An 18,690-nucleotide genomic window follows, 5' to 3' on the forward strand; every position below is an offset into this window, starting at 1 on the left:
AGCCACAGCCGACGTTTGAAATTTGACTAACTTCGGCCGATGTTCGATCAAATTGACACCATTCGTCGGGAAGTCAGTCCCGGTTTAAACCATGAACGACGCGCCCAGCTTGGTCAGTTCATGACACCCAGCCGTATTGCTCGTTTTATGGCCTCCTTATTCGCTGAGGGTGCGCATGAAAGTGTATCGCTGTTAGATGCAGGGGCGGGTGTTGGATCACTCACTGCGGCCTTTCTGGAACGGGTACAAACGGGGTGGGGAGGCTTCCGTCAAATTCAAGCCACAGCTTATGAAATAGACCCTACCTTGCTACGGATACTCGAAACTAACCTGGCTGATTACCAAAATTTTACGTTGAGTTTCGGCGTCAAATTATCGACTGAGGTAAAGGCTAAAGATTTCATTGAGGACACAATTTTGCGGCTGCAGTCCGGCCGAAATTCGTCTTTCGATTACGCAATTTTGAATCCGCCTTATAAGAAGATCAATAGCCAGTCAAGCCACCGGCAATTGTTGCGTATCGCAGGGATTGAAACGGTCAATATGTACACGGCTTTTGTTGCCTTATCGGTGCTGCAGATGAAGCAGGGCGGACAGATCGTGGCCATCATTCCCCGTAGCTTTTGCAATGGCCCGTACTATCGGCCTTTTCGCGATCTGTTACTTGCAGAAACGTCCATTCAGCAAATCCACTTGTTTAAATCTCGTTCCAAGGCATTTGGGGAAGATGCCGTTTTGCAGGAAAACATCGTTATTCACCTGGTCAAAGGTGAGCCGCAAGCCCAGGTAACTATATCCACGTCTACCGATGATACATTCAACGACCTGCAGACTACCGCGTTCAATTTTGACCAGATTGTCAAAGCCAACTCGGAAAAGGTTTTTCACATACCGACAAGTCATCAGGAAAACGGCTTAGAATTACCAACAGCCTTTAGGTATTCACTAGCGCAGATTGGTCTTACCGTATCGACCGGCCCGGTTGTCGATTTTCGGGTGAAAGAGCATCTACGGATGCAGCCCGACGAATTAAGCGTTCCTTTGCTCTACCCGGCACATTTCGGAGAAAAAAGCATGAACTGGCCAAAGCCAGATTTCAAGAAAGCGAATGCCATTGACTACAACACAGAAACGGCAAAGTGGCTATACCCTGCAGGGTTTTACGCGGCCGTAAAACGATTTTCCTCGAAAGAAGAAAAGAAACGTATCGTGGCCAGAGTGGTAAGCCCAGAGGAACTGCCGGGTTCTCACTACGGTTTTGAAAACCACCTCAATATATTTCATTCAAAGAAGCAGGGTTTGACGGAACCGCTGGCTTTAGGGCTCGCCGTTTATCTTAATTCATCATTGATCGACCAATATTTTCGGCAGTTCAACGGACACACTCAAGTAAACGCAACGGATCTACGTTTGCTCAAATATCCCAGTCAGGAAGCATTGGAGAGCCTGGGTAATTGGGCAAAAAAAATGCCTGCATTTGAGCAGGCCGCTATTGATAAGAAAGTCGCTTCTATTTCATGACCCACACCTTACTTGATGAGGCTTTAGAAATCATCGTGGCATTCGGATTGCCGCGGGCGCAGCAGAATGAACGATCTGCGCTAAGCCTATTAGCGTTGCTGGATCTGACACCCCAAAAGACGTGGCAGGACGCTACCGCCCCGTTAATCGGCATCACGCCCATTATGGAATTTGCTGCTCAGCATTACGGCAAGGTCTACGCTCCCAACACACGGGAAACCGTTCGGCGACAGACCATGCACCAATTCGTGGATGCTGGCCTTGCGTTATACAATCCTGATGCACCAAGCCGCCCGGTGAATAGCCCTAAAGCGGTGTACCAGGTCGAGCCTGATGCTTTGGCGCTGATTCAAGCATTCAGAACGCCCGACTGGTCGGATCGGTTGGCCGCTTATTTGTCAGTCCGGCAAACGTTGGTTGCCAAATATGCCCATGAACGGGATTTGCAGAAAATTCCGATTCAAATTGCGGAGGGTAAGGAAATACAAGTAAGCCCAGGCATACACAGCATACTCATCAAAGCCATCATCGAAGAATTTGCCCCACGTTTCGTGCCTGGTGCCGTGCTGATCTACGCCGGAGATACCGGGGAAAAGATGGGGTACTTCGACAAGGATTTGTTAGCAGATTTGGGCGTTACTGTCGATACCCACGGCAAAATGCCAGATGTGGTTTTGTATTACCCGGCCAAAGGTTGGCTTGTCCTGGTTGAATCCGTTACCAGCCACGGGCCGGTGGATGGAAAGCGGCACAGCGAGTTAGCGCACTTATTTAAAAAGGCCAAACCGGGCTTGGTTTATGTGACCGCTTTCCCGTCGCGCTCGATTATGGCGCGCTACCTGACCGAAATATCGTGGGAAACCGAAGTGTGGGTTTCCGAGGCTCCAAGTCACCTAATCCATTTCAACGGCGAGCGGTTTTTGGGACCCTATTCTGGCTAAGCCTTCAAAAAGATGCAGTTCAAGGATTGCATTAGATCCAATTTACTGACATCCAGTTCAGGTGTGATAAACAGCTTATATTTCTGATTAGGTTTATTTATATAGTCTTGGACTACTTGCGTACGCTGATTTATTAAACATTGAGTGACGACAAAATAAGGGGACAAGTTCCGTAGGTTTGTGCCCCTGCCTTGTTCAGATTCTTTATCTATAGCTTCTTTAATTGCGTCGATTTCGAGATGTAAATTCCTTTTTAAATCATAGGTAATCCTGGCAAGCCGATTTAAGTCTTTGGGTAGCTCTTCGCTCGGGAATGTCGATTTCAGCATTTCTATTATTTTATTCAATGCCTTTGTCGTTGCATTTTCTTTAGCAAGCTCGGGTATCTCAATAATTTTATCTATTCCACTAATCATTGTTTCTGCTTGTTCGAGCATAGCCTTGATTTGATAGGCAACTCTTTCTTTAGGCCAATTGATCGTTTCTGATTTATAGATTAAATCGTGAGTCGCTATTCCCCAAGCATGTTGAAGAAACGTCTTTATTTGCAGTTCAAATACAATGTTATCTAAGGGGGTAGGTTCAATGCCTTCTACCTGTCGCAACTTAATATATAGTCTCAGGTCATCAAACTGAAATGATGAAGGGTCTTTGTGGGTGAAGTTGGAATTATTGGGCCTTTTTTCGATAATATCGAACTTGTTATGAATATTTTCATGAGCAACATGTACTTGAGAGAGGTTTTCAACCACAAGCGTACAAGCAAAAAAATCCTCACATCCTTTCGGGTCTGATACACGACCAGTCTCTAATTTAAGGGCGTAACTTTCTCTTTCTTTGATACGGCTATAGTAATGCCAAGAAGGTTTTTTAATGCCAGTTATAAGCTTGTCAACTCGGTCTTTTAGCCTCTCGATTATAGCGGATTGCTCAAGGTATACTTGCTCGACAGTAAGTACTATTTTCATTCAAGTATTAAAGATAATGCATGAAGCCTTTCATATCGAGGCATGGCATCTGTTGACGCACCACCGGAAAACATCGCATATTTTGTATAAGGATCTAAATTGGCTTTATCTCTTGTATCCAATTTATCAGTTGGAACCTTTCCAACCGAATGCATAAAGTCAGCATACCTTGTTGCGAACTCTTTATGTCCAAGTTGATGAATACGGTCTAAATTTAGACTTACTAACGCCCACAGAGTGTAGAAATGGGCCTGTGACTTGGTATATATCAAGACACAGTTATTTACTCCATTTATAGCCTCGATCAACGATTTGACTCGTTCCTTTTTGTAGATAAATTCTTCAGTGTCGAAGTCAGGATTTTCTTCTTCTGGAGAATCCAATTCGGCATAATTTTTATCTAAATAGTCTTGATTGAAGCCTACTATCTTGCTATCAATAATTACCAAGAAAAGCTCCGAGATAAACTGCACATTCTTCATGCGTTTTTCGCGGCCTGAGGTTGTTATTTTGAAGTCTACCCAAAAAGGCTCTGAAGCTTCGTTTTCAACTAATTTTATAAACCATCCGTCATATCTGGCATGCCTTAATTCTTGTGGCTCTAAATTCTTGGCGTTGCGGTTAACTCGATCGAAAATATCATTGATGCTATTTCCATTGATGCTTTCCACGTAATCTACAACCAGAATATAATCCCATAATTTCCTCTTAAATTCAGTTGGTATGTCTTTGAACTTTCTGCCGTTTAAATTCGCATCGCCGAAATTAGCATCAATAGCAATTTTGTTTTCAGCAAAATCTAATATAGTTTCTAATCGCTGCTTGCCATCAACTACATGGTATGTGGATTTGCCATAATCGTCCATTTCACGATGTAAGAATATGGGTGGAGTTGGGTAGTTTCTAAAAATGGTATCAAGGAAAAATTTTCTATCCTTTACACTCCATACGCTCTTTCTTTGATAAGCAGGATTTAAGTCTAGTTGGCCATTGCTCTTTAGATCTAAAAGCCAGCTCACTTGATGTATAGTTGGTTGCCTTTGCATAAGTTGATTTAGCCGGGCGGTTTGCCCGTTATTGTTAGGTGATGCAATATACACCCAAGTCACGGCTCATTACACCGAGATCGAGAGCGGAAAGAAAAACAAACGTTTGCATTTATTGGCCGCGCTCGACCAGTGCCGAAAGAAGAAAACCGCCCTCATAGCCACTCATATTATACTTTTTTCTTCTTAATCCACTCGTGCAGCGTACTTTCCGAACAGCCATACCGACCCGCAATGAACTTCTTAGTGGAGCCATTGGCCAGTAACGACCGGATCTCAACCGCCTTCTCGTCTAATTTTGATTTGCCAGGACCGGTGGGCCTGCCCAATTGCTTGCCTTCGGCCCTGGCCCGGCGCAAACCCGCTTTGGTACGTTCGGAGGTCAACCGCAACTCGAATTGACCCGTACCCGCCAGTATGGATAATATCAGATCGGCGATAGGCGAGCCATCCAGCACGATATTTTCCCGGATCAAGTGCATCGTGGCTCCGCTCCGGCGGATGGCGTCGGCCATCAGGTGAATTTCCAACTGACTACGGCCCATGCGGTACATCTCCGGCTCAATCAACAGATCACCCGGCTGAAGCTGAGCGATCAGGCTCGCCACCTTTCGTTTTTGCCAAGAAGTTTTGCCACTGATTTTTTCGGTCTCGAAGTGGACCGGACCCACGCCCAGCCGGTTGGCGTAGTCGAGCACCAGCATCCGGTCTTTCTCCAAGTCCTGATCCTCGGTCGAGACGCGCAAATACGAGTATATTTTAGGCATGTGGACGCTGATTCGGTAAAAACCAAATATACGGTGTTTTTCCGGTGGAATTGCGCCGAAAATAGCCGTGCCTTGTGTTTGGCCGAATCGACGGGTGTAGACGCTCGTTTTTTCCGGTGCATATTCTCCTCCTTATCGGCTTTTTTCGTCAACAAATAGGCACTTAAAGCTGATAAACAGGAGTTAACCTACGATTTTCAGGCGGTTTACTCCTAATTGCAATATATCGAGTTTGGGGCCTACCTACGTTTGAGCAGCTAAACCGGGGGGCGGTTTGTAGAATGGGTTGGTTTGTACGCCTGCTCAGTCTACGAACTGCCCCACCTCTGTTAATGGGGCAGACGGACGTTCGACCCCCGCTAGGATCAAGTATCATCGAATTAGGACCATGATCGCCGAAATCGCCTTCGATCGCCAAAACACCTCCCCGACCGCCGACGTGAGCTGGTGGGCATCGTCATTGCCAGGTTCGTCACCAAAAAACGCAAGAAGCCATGAAAGAGGGTAATTTTTGGTCCTACTTCTTTGGCAGTGGGGGCACGGGTAGTTCACTGGTCAGTTCCGCCGGTACCATTGGCTTGGGCATTGTGCAAAATGACAAAGCCAAAATTCAGGGCGACTACCAGGTCAAGCTGCAAGGGTTGATGAACGATGCGAGTCTATCCGACGCCCAGTTTCAGCTTCAATTAACCAGGCTGACCCAGGAGCGGGAAGCGGCCCTGGCCAAGTTTAACGACGAAAAACGAACCGACACGCTGATGCTGGTGGGCGTCATCGGTGGGCTGCTGCTGGTGGCGACGGTGCTGGTGGTGTTGATTTTGAAGAAGCCTACAAAATAAGGCTATAACGACAGTGATTCAAGAGGTGTACCTACTTACTCCCATGAGCATAAACCTAACCCAAGTTTCTCAACCGGCTCCTCGACCAATGATGCCGGTGGCTGCCAATCCGGTTACTGGCAACTTGTTTGACCTGTTAACGACCGATGGCGTACCCCTGAGCGAGACCGACATACAAGAAATTACCCGCTTAGAACGGTGTATCCAGGCCGATATGAATCTGGATGACGAGGAAGACGACGACTAAACCAGTGGTGGATGATGAGAACGCTCACGATAGTTTTGTTAACCCTGCTGGGGGTGGCGCTTGTCGGCACCCTCGTGTGGGTAGCCGCGAAGAGTAAAGCGGAGAATGACCGGGCCAAGCAGTCAACGCTTGAGCAGCGGATCCGTGACTTATACGGGGATGATGTCATTATTGACTAACTCCCTAACCGGCTTCATGAACTTTCTTGTGCAGGCGTTATGCTGATGAAGGATAGCCTTATGCCGTTGGTGTAAGGCTATTTTGTTGTAATCCAGAACGATTTATTGACAGGAGAGTTTACTACACCCTCTAAACACGTCAGACTTTGGCTGGAAATGCGCATCTTGTCGTATAGAATTGCGCTTTACTTCATCAAGGTGTTTATTGATTCTACTAAGCCTAAAACGTAAACCAGATGCGCCTTGATAAAACCAGTACGATTGGCGGTCTCCCAATCCTAAAAACCAGAGACTTCTTTAAACGGCATCTGCGCTGGGATCTTAATGTGCAGGCTGTCATGAAGGTGTTTACATTCAATGCCAGACAAGCAAAACACTACGTGGATGAATTGCATCAACGAGGGCTGATTGAGCGAATGACAGAAGATACGTTCGGACGGGCTTATGATGCAAAAGAAGCCTGGTATCGACTCTCGGACCTGGGTCGGTCGCTGGCCCTGGCCAGAGCGGTGCCCCCCATGAAACGGGAAAAAGCCACTGCTTTACTGAATGAATTATTAGGCCGGGTTCATGCGGCCAATCAAAGTACGGTATTTACCTACACGATTACTAAGGTGGTCGTTTTTGGCAGCTACCTTAATGCTGATGTCAATGAATTAAGTGATTTAGACATTGGCGTGACAATAACACCGAAATATGGGACTCAGCAGGGGCAAAAAAATATGGAATACTTAAGGTATGTTCATAACCAGGGCCGTTCGATTCCATCGGATACACTGGGCCAATTTTCGCTGGCTCGTAGAGATGTGTTGACATTTTTAAAAAATCGCTCTCGTTACCTAAGCCTACATACCGAAGAGGATGAAGTGTTGCAATTAACACGAACCAAGCAAGTGTTTCCAGTCAATGAATTAACCAACTGAACCCTTACTGCTCATGATCTTCGGGTACGAACGGGTTATGGCTGATGTGCTGAAGAGCGATTTTAGAGACCTATCACAAAATATTATTCTGTTTTTAGCAAATACCATAATATGTTATTAATTACACTTTATACCGAAAAGTTCGGACTTTTTTCAGTACTAGAAGTTGTGGTAATATCCTGTATGAATTTTGCTTTACAACAAATTGTAATCAATTAGAAAGTTATTAGTAACTACATAATTTTATTTCATATTCACCTGTTCCCAATTATATTAACTTAGCGATTACATCTTTCTATGGCTAATTGATGTATAACTTCGCTTCTATGAAAACTACACTATGGATACTAATTGGCCTGTTCCTGTTAGCATCAATGGTTCAGGCCAAGCCAACGCCTACCGATTCGCTGAAGGTGAAACAAGCCTTAATGGTTAGACGATTAGATAGCCTTTCTGCTGGTCTTCAAAAGCTTCTTCGGACTAATGATTCACTGAATAAAGAGCTATATTACTTTCGGGCAAAAGAAGACTTTTACGTAATGGCAGTGGACCGGCAAGGGAGTCATTTTGAGTGGCTTGTTGGAATAGCATTAGCTCTTGCTGGGCTATTTACTTACGGTTATTTTTCAAAGCAAATAGGAGTAGTAAAAGATAATCTAGAAGAAAGGATTGTTGAACACGAGGAAAGTTTTAATGATATTAAATTAGAAACTTTTAAAGGCTTAGCCGTTATTTTGAATAATACGTTAAGGACTACTGACCCAGCAGGAGACTTTAATCTTCTTGATACACATCTTAACCTTTACTTGGCTGCAACTTACTTTTTATCGAAAGCTTATATAGAGAAGAAGGGTAAGGATGACCCACGTATTGTTGAAAACATTAGTGTGTTTATTGGAAATATGAAGGAGTTGATGGAGAAGTTAGATACATTTTTAAAGGAAAGTCCAAATTCTGAAGACCAAAAACGGCAATTGCGCGAACAATATGATTCATTACCAGTCCTTGACGCCTTGATTAGTTACAACAATGATAAATTTTCATCCGAAGCAGTCTTATTAAAAAGGGGCTTAAGAGCGTGTTGGGCAATTGAAAAAGGCTAGTAGCCGTGCCACCTTTGTGGTTGCCAAACTACAAGGAGATGACCAAACAGTTTACTAGTCACTAAAAATGCTGGTATAATATATAAGTAAAGCTGTTCGAAATACTTCCTTTTGGTACAACTTGGAAATAGGTTGTTGCCATAACATATTACCATTTGCTACCATATCGATACAAAAATCAATGAATACTCATGAAGTGCTAATAACTAAATACCTATTCGGCTCCCTTCGAGTTGAAAAATATTATTCTGTTTTATTGGCGTTACGTCGGAACCGGTCAAACACGCTTATTTGATCTTTCTTACGCTGCTCGTTGATGTGCACATACTGCATGGTGGTCTGAATCTTGGAATGTCCCATATATTCCTTTAGGGTAACTACATCGCCCCCAAGCTGAATAAAGTTAGTACCAAAAGTATGTCGAGCCGTGTGCGTTCCTGGTCGAATTGACCAATCCATATGCCGGGCGATATCCTTTAAAATATCCCGGCAATGTTGTTCAGAAAACGTATCAAATAGCTTTCCAGCAATACTACTAACAAACGTTAGAGCTACGTCATGCAACGGAATCGTTACAGATTTGACTTTCTTGTTGCGCGTTTTGTGAGGTCGAAAAACTAAGAAACCATCCTGAATATGATCGACGCGAACCCGTTGAATGTCGCTAATACGTAGGCCGGTAAAACAGCTAAATAGAAAGTGTCGTAATACCCGTTTCCAGTTCGCAGGAGTCTCAACTTTATAATATAAGTCGATCAGTTGCTCAACCTGTTCGATGGTCAGCACTTCCGGCAAGGTTTCCAGTTGCCGGACTTTAACCACCTTAAACGGATTATCCATTGCAATACCGTCCGCAATGGCTAGATGTACGTAAGTGCGAATATCCTTTACATTTTTTTCAATGGTAGTCGGGGCATTCTTTAGCTTCGTTTTCAACCAGGCTTTATAATTCTCAATCAACTTGGGTGTCAACTCATTGAAGCTAATTGTCGCCTGAAAATCCTGCAATTTATTCAATCCTGCCTTTTGGCTGTTGTAGGTAGATCGTTCTATCTTTTTCCGCTTATAACGATCTTCCAATTCATTAGCCCAGAATACTAAAAAGTCTTGTTTTGTCCGCCAGTTGTAATAGTCTTTTTTTAATTGCTCCAGGGTGAGGGATTTGTTTGACAGTCGATAGTATTTAAAAATCTCATTGACCCGTGCTTTTTGCGTCTGGATGATCAACTGGTAATCATTCCAGTCCTTATCATTCTTTTCGCGGGGCTTTAGCCTTCCCGTTTTCTTATCAAAGTAGGCCGGTGGCCAATTTAACTCCAACGGAAATCGAACCATTTCCTGCTCAAGAAACACTTGGAGATATAAGGGAGACGTGCCATCTTTTTTAATGTAATCATCCTTGATAATCAGCTTGATAGATGTTTTCACGGTCGGAAGTTATTCGGAAGAATTTGGTTCGTTGTCCGGTATTGATGACCATTCGGAAGTGATTAGGAAGCAGAAAACCCCGTCAAACGTGCTGTTTGACGGGGTTTATAGATTTTGGCGGTCCGGACGGGGCTCGAACCCGCGACCCCCTGCGTGACAGGCAGGTATTCTAACCAACTGAACTACCGAACCATTTTTTAACTAAGTACAAACCGCAACGGCGGTGATGCGGCATTCCGACCGTGCTGCCGTTTTCCTTAATCGTGGCACAAAAGTAGCGTTTCTCCGTATGCTGTGCAAGAACCTGCCCGAAAAAGTTTGCGACTGCATTCGGCTACAGGCCCCTACTCATTGGGAATCAGATGGTTTGTTCACGCAAATTTTATGGCACCACGCCAGCCCATTCAATTATTTCGCAGTAGCCTGTTTAATGGCCGCTACTTCGGCCGGGTCGACGGGAGAGTTATCCTGTTTGAAAACCTCGTGGAACCACACCGCCGGTTCGCGACCATTTACGTAGGGTTTCTGCCAGCTATCCCAGGGTAAGAAAGTTTGCGTTCTGCCCGCCACAAAGCCCCAGTTAATCATGCCGATTTTTGCTTTTTTAGCAATGGGCAGGTGCGTCTGGAATTTGCTGTTAACGCCCCGCGCCATGAATTCGGTGCAGATAATGGGCCGCCCCATTTTCTGCAATACCGGAATCATTTTTTCCAGCGCATCGGCGTTGGAATATTGGTGGAAGGTAATGATGTCTGAATTCTCGAACTGCGCTTTTTCCATCGGTGTCCATTTAGCCGGATTGCCCCAATCATGTGTTCCCTCAAAAAGCCAGGGCGCTGATGTGAGCGGCTGCGTGGCTCCGGCACTACGCGCCCACCCAAATACCTGGGGCAGCAGGTTCGTGACGATGGCTACTTTGCGCTCTTTGGGTAATTCAGTCTTGATGGTGTGATTCTGGCCGTAGCTGTTGTCGTTTGCGTTGTCGGGTTCGTTCCAGATGTCCCAGGCCAGAACGCGGTTGTCATTTTTAAACGCACCCACCACGCCCTTCACGTAGGCTTCCAGACGCGGATACTGCGAAACATCCGAGAGGGCATCGGCGCCCGGACTTTGCACCCAGCCCGAATTATGAATGCCCGGCGTCGGTTCGTGTTGTTTGCCGAGTTTAGGATACGGGTCCCAGCACGAATCAAACAGCACCAGCATAGGCCGTATTTTATGCTTCGCACAAATGGTCAGAAACTGGTCGAGCCGTTTGGTGAAACCGGCTGGGTCCTGCCATAGCAAATCATGCAGAAACACCCGCATCGTGTTCATGCCGATGCCTTCTGCCAAAGCCAGTTCCTGGTCAATTAGTTTCGGATCAAAACTCTCCGCCTGGAACATCTCCAATTCGTTGATGGCGTTGGCCGGGGCATAGTTGGAACCCACCAGAAACGGCTCTTTAGCATACCAGGCATTGGCTTTATCCGCCGACCAGCGGCTCGTTTGGGTGGTAGACTGTGCCAGCGAACAGGTAGAAATACACAGAAAAATGATACACAGAAAGCGATTCATACTTGATAAATTAAGGGGATTTAAGGGTAATGTACGTTAAATTATTTTGTAAAAACCTATCCGTGACTATCGCTCCGCCGGGACGGGCATTGGCGTTTTAGGCGCTGGTTTGCCAAAGTTAGGAGACCCGTCGGCGTTCCAAGTAAAGGGCTGAATATGCGGAGCACGCTTGTTGCCGCAACCATCGGTTGCCGAGGGATTGGCGTGGTAAATCATCCAATCCTGGGTACCTGGTCCGCCGTTGCCGTCGGCAGAGCGGAAAAAACCACCATGACCGGGCGCCCAAACGTTATTTTCGGGGGCCTGGGTGAAAACCGGCTGCGAACTCTTCGTCCAGCTTTTCGGGTCGGTCAATTCGCCTGTACCGTTGTAGGTGAGTAGTCCGAGGCAGTAATCGAGCCAGCAGGCATTGGCCGAATAAACAATGAACAGCCTATTATCGTGGCGCAGAAATTCCGGCCCCTCATTCACGTATATCTTCGGCACTTCGCCGTTTTTCTGCCACTCCTGGGGCACGTCGCCATGCTGCTCCCAGGGTTGATCGGGCTGGGAGATTTTAACCCGGTCGCCGTCGACGGTCCAGGGGTTTTTGAGTTTAGCGATATAAATGTCCTGCCGCCCGTTGGCTGGCCCTTCCCAGCCCGACCAGGCGGCATAGAGTTGACCATTGTAGTCTATCACCGACATGTCGATTTCCCAATGGTCGGCTTTATCGCCAATTTTTCCTTTCATTGTCCACTCACCCTGCATGGGATCGGGCGACGCGTTTTCGATGACCCAGACCCGGTGTGATAGGTTATTGAGCGAATCGGCGGAGAAATAAATATACCACAGGCCATTAAAGGAGTGGATTTCAGGTGCCCATAATTCTTTAGAATAGGGTTTGCCAGCCGGGGGGGTGTAAATGACCTTGTTTTCGGCAGTAGCGAGGTCGGCAATGTTCCGGGTTTTCCAGAGCGTTAAGTTTCGGCCGGTCGTATTCATATAGTAATACCAGCCATCTTTTTGCAGCACCCAGGGGTCGGGGCCAGAGTTTTTAATGGGGTTGGTAAACGTGCGCTGGGCCAGCAGCGATTGACCTGCCATACATAGCGCAACCGCCATAAACAGGCGTTGAAGGAGCTTCATAGACAAAAGAAAAAGAGTTCTATGACAAAAGAAGGAAACAGGTATCTTTTATCCTTTTGCGCCTGATTTTTTCCCGAATGTGCCACGAGTGGTGGCAGGATTCGAACCTAAAACTACCAAAATGAATACTGCCCGATCCAGTAATTACAACGACCCGCGTGAACTGCTCGTAGAGGTCGATACCGGAGCAGGCACCTGCGGCTCATCGGCCGATTTGGCAGGCCCCACCCCCGGCGTGGGGCGTTTGCTGTTAAAAATATGGTTGAACGAGCGAGTATATAGAAAACTCAGTCCCCCGCCCGGCGTAATACTGCTGTTCAGACCAATCTGGCCCAGAATGCTCTGCTGATTTCGGTTGTAGACTTTTGCCCGGAATCGACCGTCGGGGGTGATGAAGTATTCGAGCGTCCACTCACCAAGCAAACTGGCGGCATTGTACTGACTTTGCCCATACGTAAAGCCTCCATCGCGGCTGATGCGTAAGCGATCGTTCAGCAGCCGGTACGAGAACCGAAGCTGCAGGTTGTTGAGCAGATTTTCGTTTTGCGTGCCGCTCGTAAATCCGCCAAATGACACGCCGATGTCTAAATTCTCGTTGAGGTTCGATGCCAGACGGCTAATCTGGTTCGAGATCAGTTCACTCACACTGTTGGCCACCCCCGTATTCAACTGCCCCTGCTCAAACAGGCTGGTATTTTCGGAAAGTAATTGATTGAATAACAGAACGCTGCTTACCTGCCGGGTCAGTTCCTGATCGTTACTTTGAATGCGCGACTCAAAGGCGGTAACTGCCTGCCGAAAGTTGGATGACGACGGATATTCTTTTATATCGAGGTCATAACTGATGGCCGGGCTGCCCAGTTCGCCGTTTAATTTGATAACCAAATCGACCGGGTAGCGCCGGGTTTGGTCGGCACTGCTTTTCTGATCGGCCAGCAGGGGCGCCAGCGAGGTGTACTGGGTGTAAGCCGCCGTAACATCCAACAGCGCACCGTAGGGGTCGCCGGTCCAGGTGATTCGGCTGTTGGGCCGGATTTCAAAGCGTTTGTTGATGATATTCTGGAACGTGAAGGTATAATCACCCTTCAGAATTTCGTAATTGCCGGTCATGGTGAACTCACCCCGGGTATCTACTTTCATGGCTACCCGCCCCTGGCCATACGCTTTGATGATATCGCCGGTTTGGCGATCCAACTGGATTTCGCAATACGCGTCGGGGGTGATGTTAAAGTTGAAATCCATTTGAATTGCCGACAGGTCAATCTCGTCCGTCAGGCGATTTCCGGGCTTGGTAGCGGTTTGACTTCCGGGTTTACCCGTGGCTAATCTGGTTCGATTCACAAACCGGATCTGGTCATCGGCGGCTACGGATGTGGCTCCATCCAGGGGGATGTAAATCCGGGTTCCTTTGTTGCTCGACACGTTTGCGCGGATGGTCAGATTATCCGTTGGGCCATACAATTCAGCTTTTCCGGTCACCACGGCCTGCCCATAAAAGGCATCGTTATCTTTGGCGGCCGTATTCATGATTTTGAAGTTCTTAAAATCGGCATCGAAACCTAAGGTAAAATACCGGAAAGCTTCATGATAAACACCTCCGCGCAATTGAGCGATATTGCCCTGGGGGTCTCGCAGGGTCAGTTGGCGGGCAATGATTTCGTTTTCGCCGATATAAATGGTGTCCTCGAACAGAAAATCGGCTTTGAGGTAATCGAACCGCCCACGACCGCCTGCTATCGCTACCTCACCTTTGAGCAGGGGAGTTGCGGGGGTTCCGCCCACCGATACCGTGCCGTTGGCCGTGCCCCCAAGGTTTGAGAACAGCCCCAGCGTAAATGGCTCCAGCAGGTTGAGGTCAGCGTTATTGAGCTTTGCTTTCAACGACAGCGGATTGATTTTACGTTGCGGAGTGTAGGTGCCTATCAGCGTCATGAGGTCGGCGCTGTTGCGGCTAACGCGGGCATCGACGTTGAGTCGCTGGGCCTGCTGATCCCACACACCCTGCCCCCGAACATCACCAATCAGCGCGTTTTGATACGACAACGCCCGAACCGACAGGGCACTCTCTATTATGGGTGTGTTATAGATATTTCGGATCGCCAGCGAGCCATTCAGGGTACCGCCCAGCGTTGTGTTCAGCACCGAATTCAGAGAAGACAGCAGGAAGTTCTGCGCTTCGATAGCCAGGTGTTCAGACGAATCGGCGGAGACTTCCCCCGATACCTGAATCAGTTGATTTTCATTCAGTACCGACAAATTCCGAATGGTGTACTCGTTGCCCACTTTTCGGATCAGGCTCTCAGGATTGAGTATCCAGTCGCCATCCAGCACCCGCAGTTTCGATTGGCGAAACGTCAGGTCGATGGCATCCCCTTTGAACCGCAGCTCGCCGTTCAAATCAGCATGATTAGTAAACCGGCCACTGCTGTCGGCTTGTTCAATATCGCTCGTGAAGTCGATATGGTCAACATCCCACGACGCTTCGGCCTGAAGGTTCTGGGTAGGCAGGAATGAACTGAACGCCTGCCGTTTGGAAGAAATAACCGCCGAGGCCAGTACTTCGTGGCTGTAGGTAAACTTCGAAGTGGTCAGGTCCAGTTCGCTGGGGCCGAAACCAATTGTCCCAAACCGCACCGAATCAGTTTTGACAGCCGCTGTTAGAAACGACGTGTTATCAACCGTAAACCGGCCTTCCAGCCGCGTGTTGGGCGCCACGTAGACCGATGAGTTCAGGAACGCTAATAAGGCGGTATTATTCTTCGTGATAAGTTGATAGTCAACCCCATAGCGTTGGGGCGGAGCGGGTAGCTTGCCACTGGCGAGTCGGGCTGCCTGTCGTTGTTTCTGCTCGTAATACGCTTTCATCCCGGCGGCATCCCCCTTAAAATACAGGTTGTATTCGCCCGCCAGCCGGGTTAGGTCGTCAATGGTGCGCTGTGGCTGAAAATTTCCCTGTAAACGGGTGGTGAAAAAATCAGAATCAAGATCAAAATAACGCTGCGTACCCACCGAGTCGGGCGCTACCCCGGTCCGGCGTTCGATAGAGGAAGCCAGCGTGAGTTTATCAACATCCAGCGTCCGTTTATTTAAACTAAGGGTTGCTTTGTTAAACACGGCATGGCCCACAATATCATCGAGTTTGCTGCCCTCCAACTGAATATCCAACCCCGTTTTGATAACTAATGAATCAGGCAGATACCCTAACGCCCGCAAATCGGCGTGTTCCACCATTCCCCGCAGGTCGTAGTGATTTCTGGGGGCGCTTAAATTGAATTCTCCATCGAGATTAAACACCAGGTTAGGGTCGTTAATGGCGAGTTGACCACCAAAAAGTGCCTGCTGCAAATTGCCCCGAACCACCACATGTCGATAGTCGTACCGCTGCCAGTCGAGTCGGTCGAACCGCCCGTCAAGATCAATAGTAGCCAGTTTGAGGTTGGTGCCGTGTCCGGCAATCCGTCCCTCACCGGTGAGTTTGCCAAACTGATCGGGTTGATTGATTAACTGGCCAAGATCAACGTTTTCGCCCCGCAAAGTAGCCGTATAAGTCGTCTGGTCAGTATTTTCGGGTAATTTGAGAGCCAGTTCGCCCGACACATTTCCGATGGCCGTTCGGAATGTACCTTTGGTTTTGAAATCATCGAAAGCGCCCACAAACGTTGCATCAAACGAGGCCGTGCCGAGTTTCTGAATGGTGTGGTTGAAGGATGAATCAGGGTAATACTGCCGGATGTCGGCCATGTTGACAACTGAGGGGGCAAAGGCAAAATTGACCGTTGTGTTGTCCATGTCGGGCAAACCTTTCCAGGCAATATCGCCCACTAACCGGCTGCGGCCATTGGAGCCGAAGCGCAGGTCGGTATTTTGTAGCTTGAAGTCCTCGACCGTTCCGGTGAAATTACCCGTCAGCAGCCAGGTTTCGTTCAGTCCGGCCAGGTAGTCCGAAAAATAGCCCAGGTCTTTCGATTTCACATCGCTGTTCCGGAAGCGGGCCTGCATCAGCACCCGGCTGTTGAAATCGCTGAAGGCCGACGGTTTGTCGTACAGAAAGGTCAGTTCGTTGCGGATGATGGAGTTGCCAATGTGGGCGTATAGCTGGCCCAACTCCATTTTCGTGTTGCAGTACAAAAAGCGCGTATCCAACTGGCGGATTATTATCCGGGAGTCACGATCAACCCCCGACAACCCCTTTGCCTCGAAGGCAATTGTATCGCCCAGGATCAAAAAATTACTAACTTCGGCAGTAAGATTCCGGAGCGTAAAGTGGTTGTAGTCGAAGCGGTTACGGTCGTGCATGAACGGCTCGCGCGGGTCTTCGAGGGTGTAGGATCCATCGACCAAATGAATGTGGCCAATCGTAAAGGGGACGTTCTGATTCGGAATTCCGGGCTTGTCGGGATTAGCGGTCAGTTCTTCGATGCGGGCAATAAACTCATCGAGGTTGGTATCGCCGTTTTTGGGATTTTTAATCATCTGCACATCAGGGCGATACAGGACAACCTCATCTAAATGAAGGTTGTAGGCCGACGAATCAATCAAATACCGAAAGTTATAATTGGCATCGAGCCGCCCAACGGTAATCATGGGCTTTCCCTGCCGATCCTGAATGCGGACACCCTCAAGCGTTAGTGAATCGAACCATTTGATGGAAACTCCTTGAATAGCAACGGGAAAGAGAAGCTTTTGGGAGAGATATTCGGCGCCTTTCTGCGCTAATTGCGTTTGTACTGCCGGAATTTGCAGGCTCAGCAAAACGCCCAACGCCAGCACCAGCACCGTCAGGAACAGGTAAAGCAGCGTTTTAAGGAATATGGCGAAAAACTGATGCATCCAGTACGGAAAGGCCTAATGTACAACGAATAAGGCAAAAAACGTATGGCTTAGACCACTAACTGAGTGAACGGTTTAGCCACAACTTTCCTTGTTCATTCGGGTAGAAATCATTATCCATTAGTTTTGCAGCGTGAATATTTTAGCCATTGAGTCTTCCTGCGACGAAACATCGGCGGCAGTTTTAGCCAACGGGCATATGCTGTCGAACGTAATTGCCACCCAGTTAATTCACGAGCAATACGGGGGCGTGGTTCCTGAATTGGCCTCGCGCGCGCATCAGCAGCATATTTTGCCGGTAGTGGAGCGGGCATTGGCCGAGGCAAATCTACCAAAAAATGCCTTATCCGCCGTGGCCTTCACGCGGGGGCCGGGCCTGCTGGGGTCGCTGTTGGTGGGTGCTTCCTTTGCCAAAGCCCTGGCGCTGGGGCTGCAGATTCCGCTCATCGAAGTGAATCACATGCAGGCACATGTGCTGGCTCATTTTATCGAGAGTCCGAAGCCTGCGTTTCCTTTTTTGTGTCTCACCGTCAGTGGCGGACACACGCAGCTAATACGCGTCGATGGCCCGCTGACGATGGCGGTTATCGGGCAAACGCTGGATGATGCGGTGGGGGAAGCCTTCGATAAATCGGCTAAATTGCTGGGCTTGCCGTATCCCGGTGGCCCACTCATCGACAAATACGCCAGCGAAGGCAACCCGCTGGCCTTTCGGTTTCCGATGAGCGACCTGCCCGGCCTGGACTTTTCGTTTAGCGGCATCAAAACGGCTATCCTGTATTTTCTGCGCGACAACACGAAAATCAATCCTGATTTCATAACCCAAAATCTGACCCATATTTGCGCCAGTATTCAGCATACACTTATCCAGATGCTACTGACGAAATTGAAACGGGCCGCCCGCGAAACCGGCATCCGGGATATTGCCATTGCCGGGGGGGTGTCGGCCAATAGCGGTTTGCGAAGTGCCTTACTTCAACTGGGCGACGAACAGGGCTGGAACGTGTATATTCCGCGTTTTGAGTATTGCACCGACAATGCCGCTATGATTGCAATGGCCGCCCAGTTTAAATACGAACAGGGCGAGTTTACCGACCAAACTGTTAGCCCACTGCCAAGAATGAGTATGTAAGTCAATCGTCGATAGTCAGTAGTGGTCGGTCAGTAGCGGACGCGTCAGCCACTATCGACTCTTGACTAACGACTGTCGACT

15 protein-coding genes and 1 tRNA gene are annotated in these 18,690 nt (G+C 48.0%); 8 read left to right on the forward strand and 8 right to left on the reverse strand.

Annotated elements, in window-relative coordinates; all coding sequences use genetic code 11:
* The first annotated feature begins 39 nt into the window (after nt 1-39).
* A complete protein-coding gene (locus ACYVI1_RS08125) occupies nt 40-1,521 on the forward strand; it encodes an Eco57I restriction-modification methylase domain-containing protein (RefSeq protein WP_460908654.1) in 1,482 nt (493 codons plus the stop codon).
* The gene (locus ACYVI1_RS08130; protein ID WP_460908656.1) at nt 1,518-2,462 is read left to right on the forward strand and encodes a BsuBI/PstI family type II restriction endonuclease; all 945 of its coding nucleotides are present in this window, start codon (nt 1,518-1,520) and stop codon (nt 2,460-2,462) included. Before ACYVI1_RS08125 ends, ACYVI1_RS08130 begins: the two co-directional genes overlap by 4 nt.
* On the opposite strand, the gene ACYVI1_RS08135 is transcribed toward ACYVI1_RS08130, so the two are convergent.
* The 3 genes from ACYVI1_RS08135 to ACYVI1_RS08145 form a co-directional block, all read right to left on the reverse strand.
* Nucleotides 2,459-3,430: a hypothetical protein gene (locus tag ACYVI1_RS08135; protein WP_460908658.1), complete on the reverse strand. Its 972-nt coding sequence runs from the start codon at nt 3,428-3,430 to the stop codon at nt 2,459-2,461. The two genes, ACYVI1_RS08130 and ACYVI1_RS08135, sit on opposite strands and share 4 nt — an antisense overlap.
* Nucleotides 3,427-4,476 (reverse strand): GmrSD restriction endonuclease domain-containing protein, encoded by a 1,050-nt coding sequence (locus tag ACYVI1_RS08140; protein WP_460908661.1) that lies wholly within the window; start codon nt 4,474-4,476, stop codon nt 3,427-3,429. The genes ACYVI1_RS08135 and ACYVI1_RS08140 overlap by 4 nt, the downstream gene beginning before the upstream one ends.
* Before the next feature lie 170 nt (nt 4,477-4,646).
* Entirely contained in the window at nt 4,647-5,243 is a 597-nt protein-coding gene (locus ACYVI1_RS08145) for a recombinase family protein (protein WP_460908664.1), read from the reverse strand.
* Nucleotides 5,244-5,737: 494 nt separating this feature from the next.
* Between ACYVI1_RS08145 and ACYVI1_RS08150 the strand changes: the two genes are divergently transcribed.
* From ACYVI1_RS08150 to ACYVI1_RS08170, 5 genes are all read left to right on the forward strand, one after another.
* Nucleotides 5,738-6,082: a hypothetical protein gene (locus ACYVI1_RS08150; protein WP_460908666.1), complete on the forward strand. Its 345-nt coding sequence runs from the start codon at nt 5,738-5,740 to the stop codon at nt 6,080-6,082.
* Nucleotides 6,083-6,125: 43 nt separating this feature from the next.
* On the forward strand, nt 6,126-6,329 hold the full coding sequence (locus ACYVI1_RS08155; RefSeq protein ID WP_460908669.1) for a hypothetical protein: 204 nt from the start codon (nt 6,126-6,128) through the stop codon (nt 6,327-6,329).
* An 11-nt stretch (nt 6,330-6,340) separates the two neighbouring features.
* A complete protein-coding gene (locus tag ACYVI1_RS08160) occupies nt 6,341-6,508 on the forward strand; it encodes a hypothetical protein (RefSeq protein WP_460908671.1) in 168 nt (55 codons plus the stop codon).
* A gap of 236 nt (nt 6,509-6,744) precedes the next feature.
* Complete coding sequence (locus ACYVI1_RS08165; RefSeq protein WP_460908673.1) at nt 6,745-7,431, forward strand: nucleotidyltransferase domain-containing protein; 687 nt, start codon at nt 6,745-6,747, stop codon at nt 7,429-7,431.
* Between the two features lie 326 nt (nt 7,432-7,757).
* Nucleotides 7,758-8,534 (forward strand): hypothetical protein, encoded by a 777-nt coding sequence (locus tag ACYVI1_RS08170; protein ID WP_460908675.1) that lies wholly within the window; start codon nt 7,758-7,760, stop codon nt 8,532-8,534.
* A gap of 243 nt (nt 8,535-8,777) precedes the next feature.
* Here the strand turns inward: ACYVI1_RS08170 and ACYVI1_RS08175 are convergent, their stop codons facing one another.
* From ACYVI1_RS08175 to ACYVI1_RS08195, 5 genes are all read right to left on the reverse strand, one after another.
* The gene (locus ACYVI1_RS08175) at nt 8,778-9,962 is read right to left on the reverse strand and encodes a tyrosine-type recombinase/integrase (protein WP_460908677.1); all 1,185 of its coding nucleotides are present in this window, start codon (nt 9,960-9,962) and stop codon (nt 8,778-8,780) included.
* A gap of 115 nt (nt 9,963-10,077) precedes the next feature.
* Nucleotides 10,078-10,154 (reverse strand) — tRNA-Asp (locus tag ACYVI1_RS08180).
* Between the two features lie 216 nt (nt 10,155-10,370).
* Nucleotides 10,371-11,519, reverse strand: a complete 1,149-nt coding sequence (locus ACYVI1_RS08185; protein ID WP_460908679.1) for a cellulase family glycosylhydrolase — start codon at nt 11,517-11,519, stop codon at nt 10,371-10,373.
* A 66-nt stretch (nt 11,520-11,585) separates the two neighbouring features.
* Nucleotides 11,586-12,647, reverse strand: coding sequence for a glycoside hydrolase family 43 protein (locus ACYVI1_RS08190; protein ID WP_460908681.1), 1,062 nt, complete (start codon nt 12,645-12,647; stop codon nt 11,586-11,588).
* 144 nt (nt 12,648-12,791) lie between these two features.
* Nucleotides 12,792-17,477 (reverse strand): translocation/assembly module TamB domain-containing protein, encoded by a 4,686-nt coding sequence (locus ACYVI1_RS08195; protein ID WP_460908683.1) that lies wholly within the window; start codon nt 17,475-17,477, stop codon nt 12,792-12,794.
* A 133-nt stretch (nt 17,478-17,610) separates the two neighbouring features.
* On the opposite strand from ACYVI1_RS08195, the gene tsaD reads away from it, so the two are divergent.
* Nucleotides 17,611-18,609, forward strand: a complete 999-nt coding sequence (gene tsaD / locus ACYVI1_RS08200) for a tRNA (adenosine(37)-N6)-threonylcarbamoyltransferase complex transferase subunit TsaD (protein ID WP_460908685.1) — start codon at nt 17,611-17,613, stop codon at nt 18,607-18,609.
* Nucleotides 18,610-18,690 lie beyond the last annotated feature (81 nt).

The organism is Spirosoma areae (assembly GCF_054781775.1).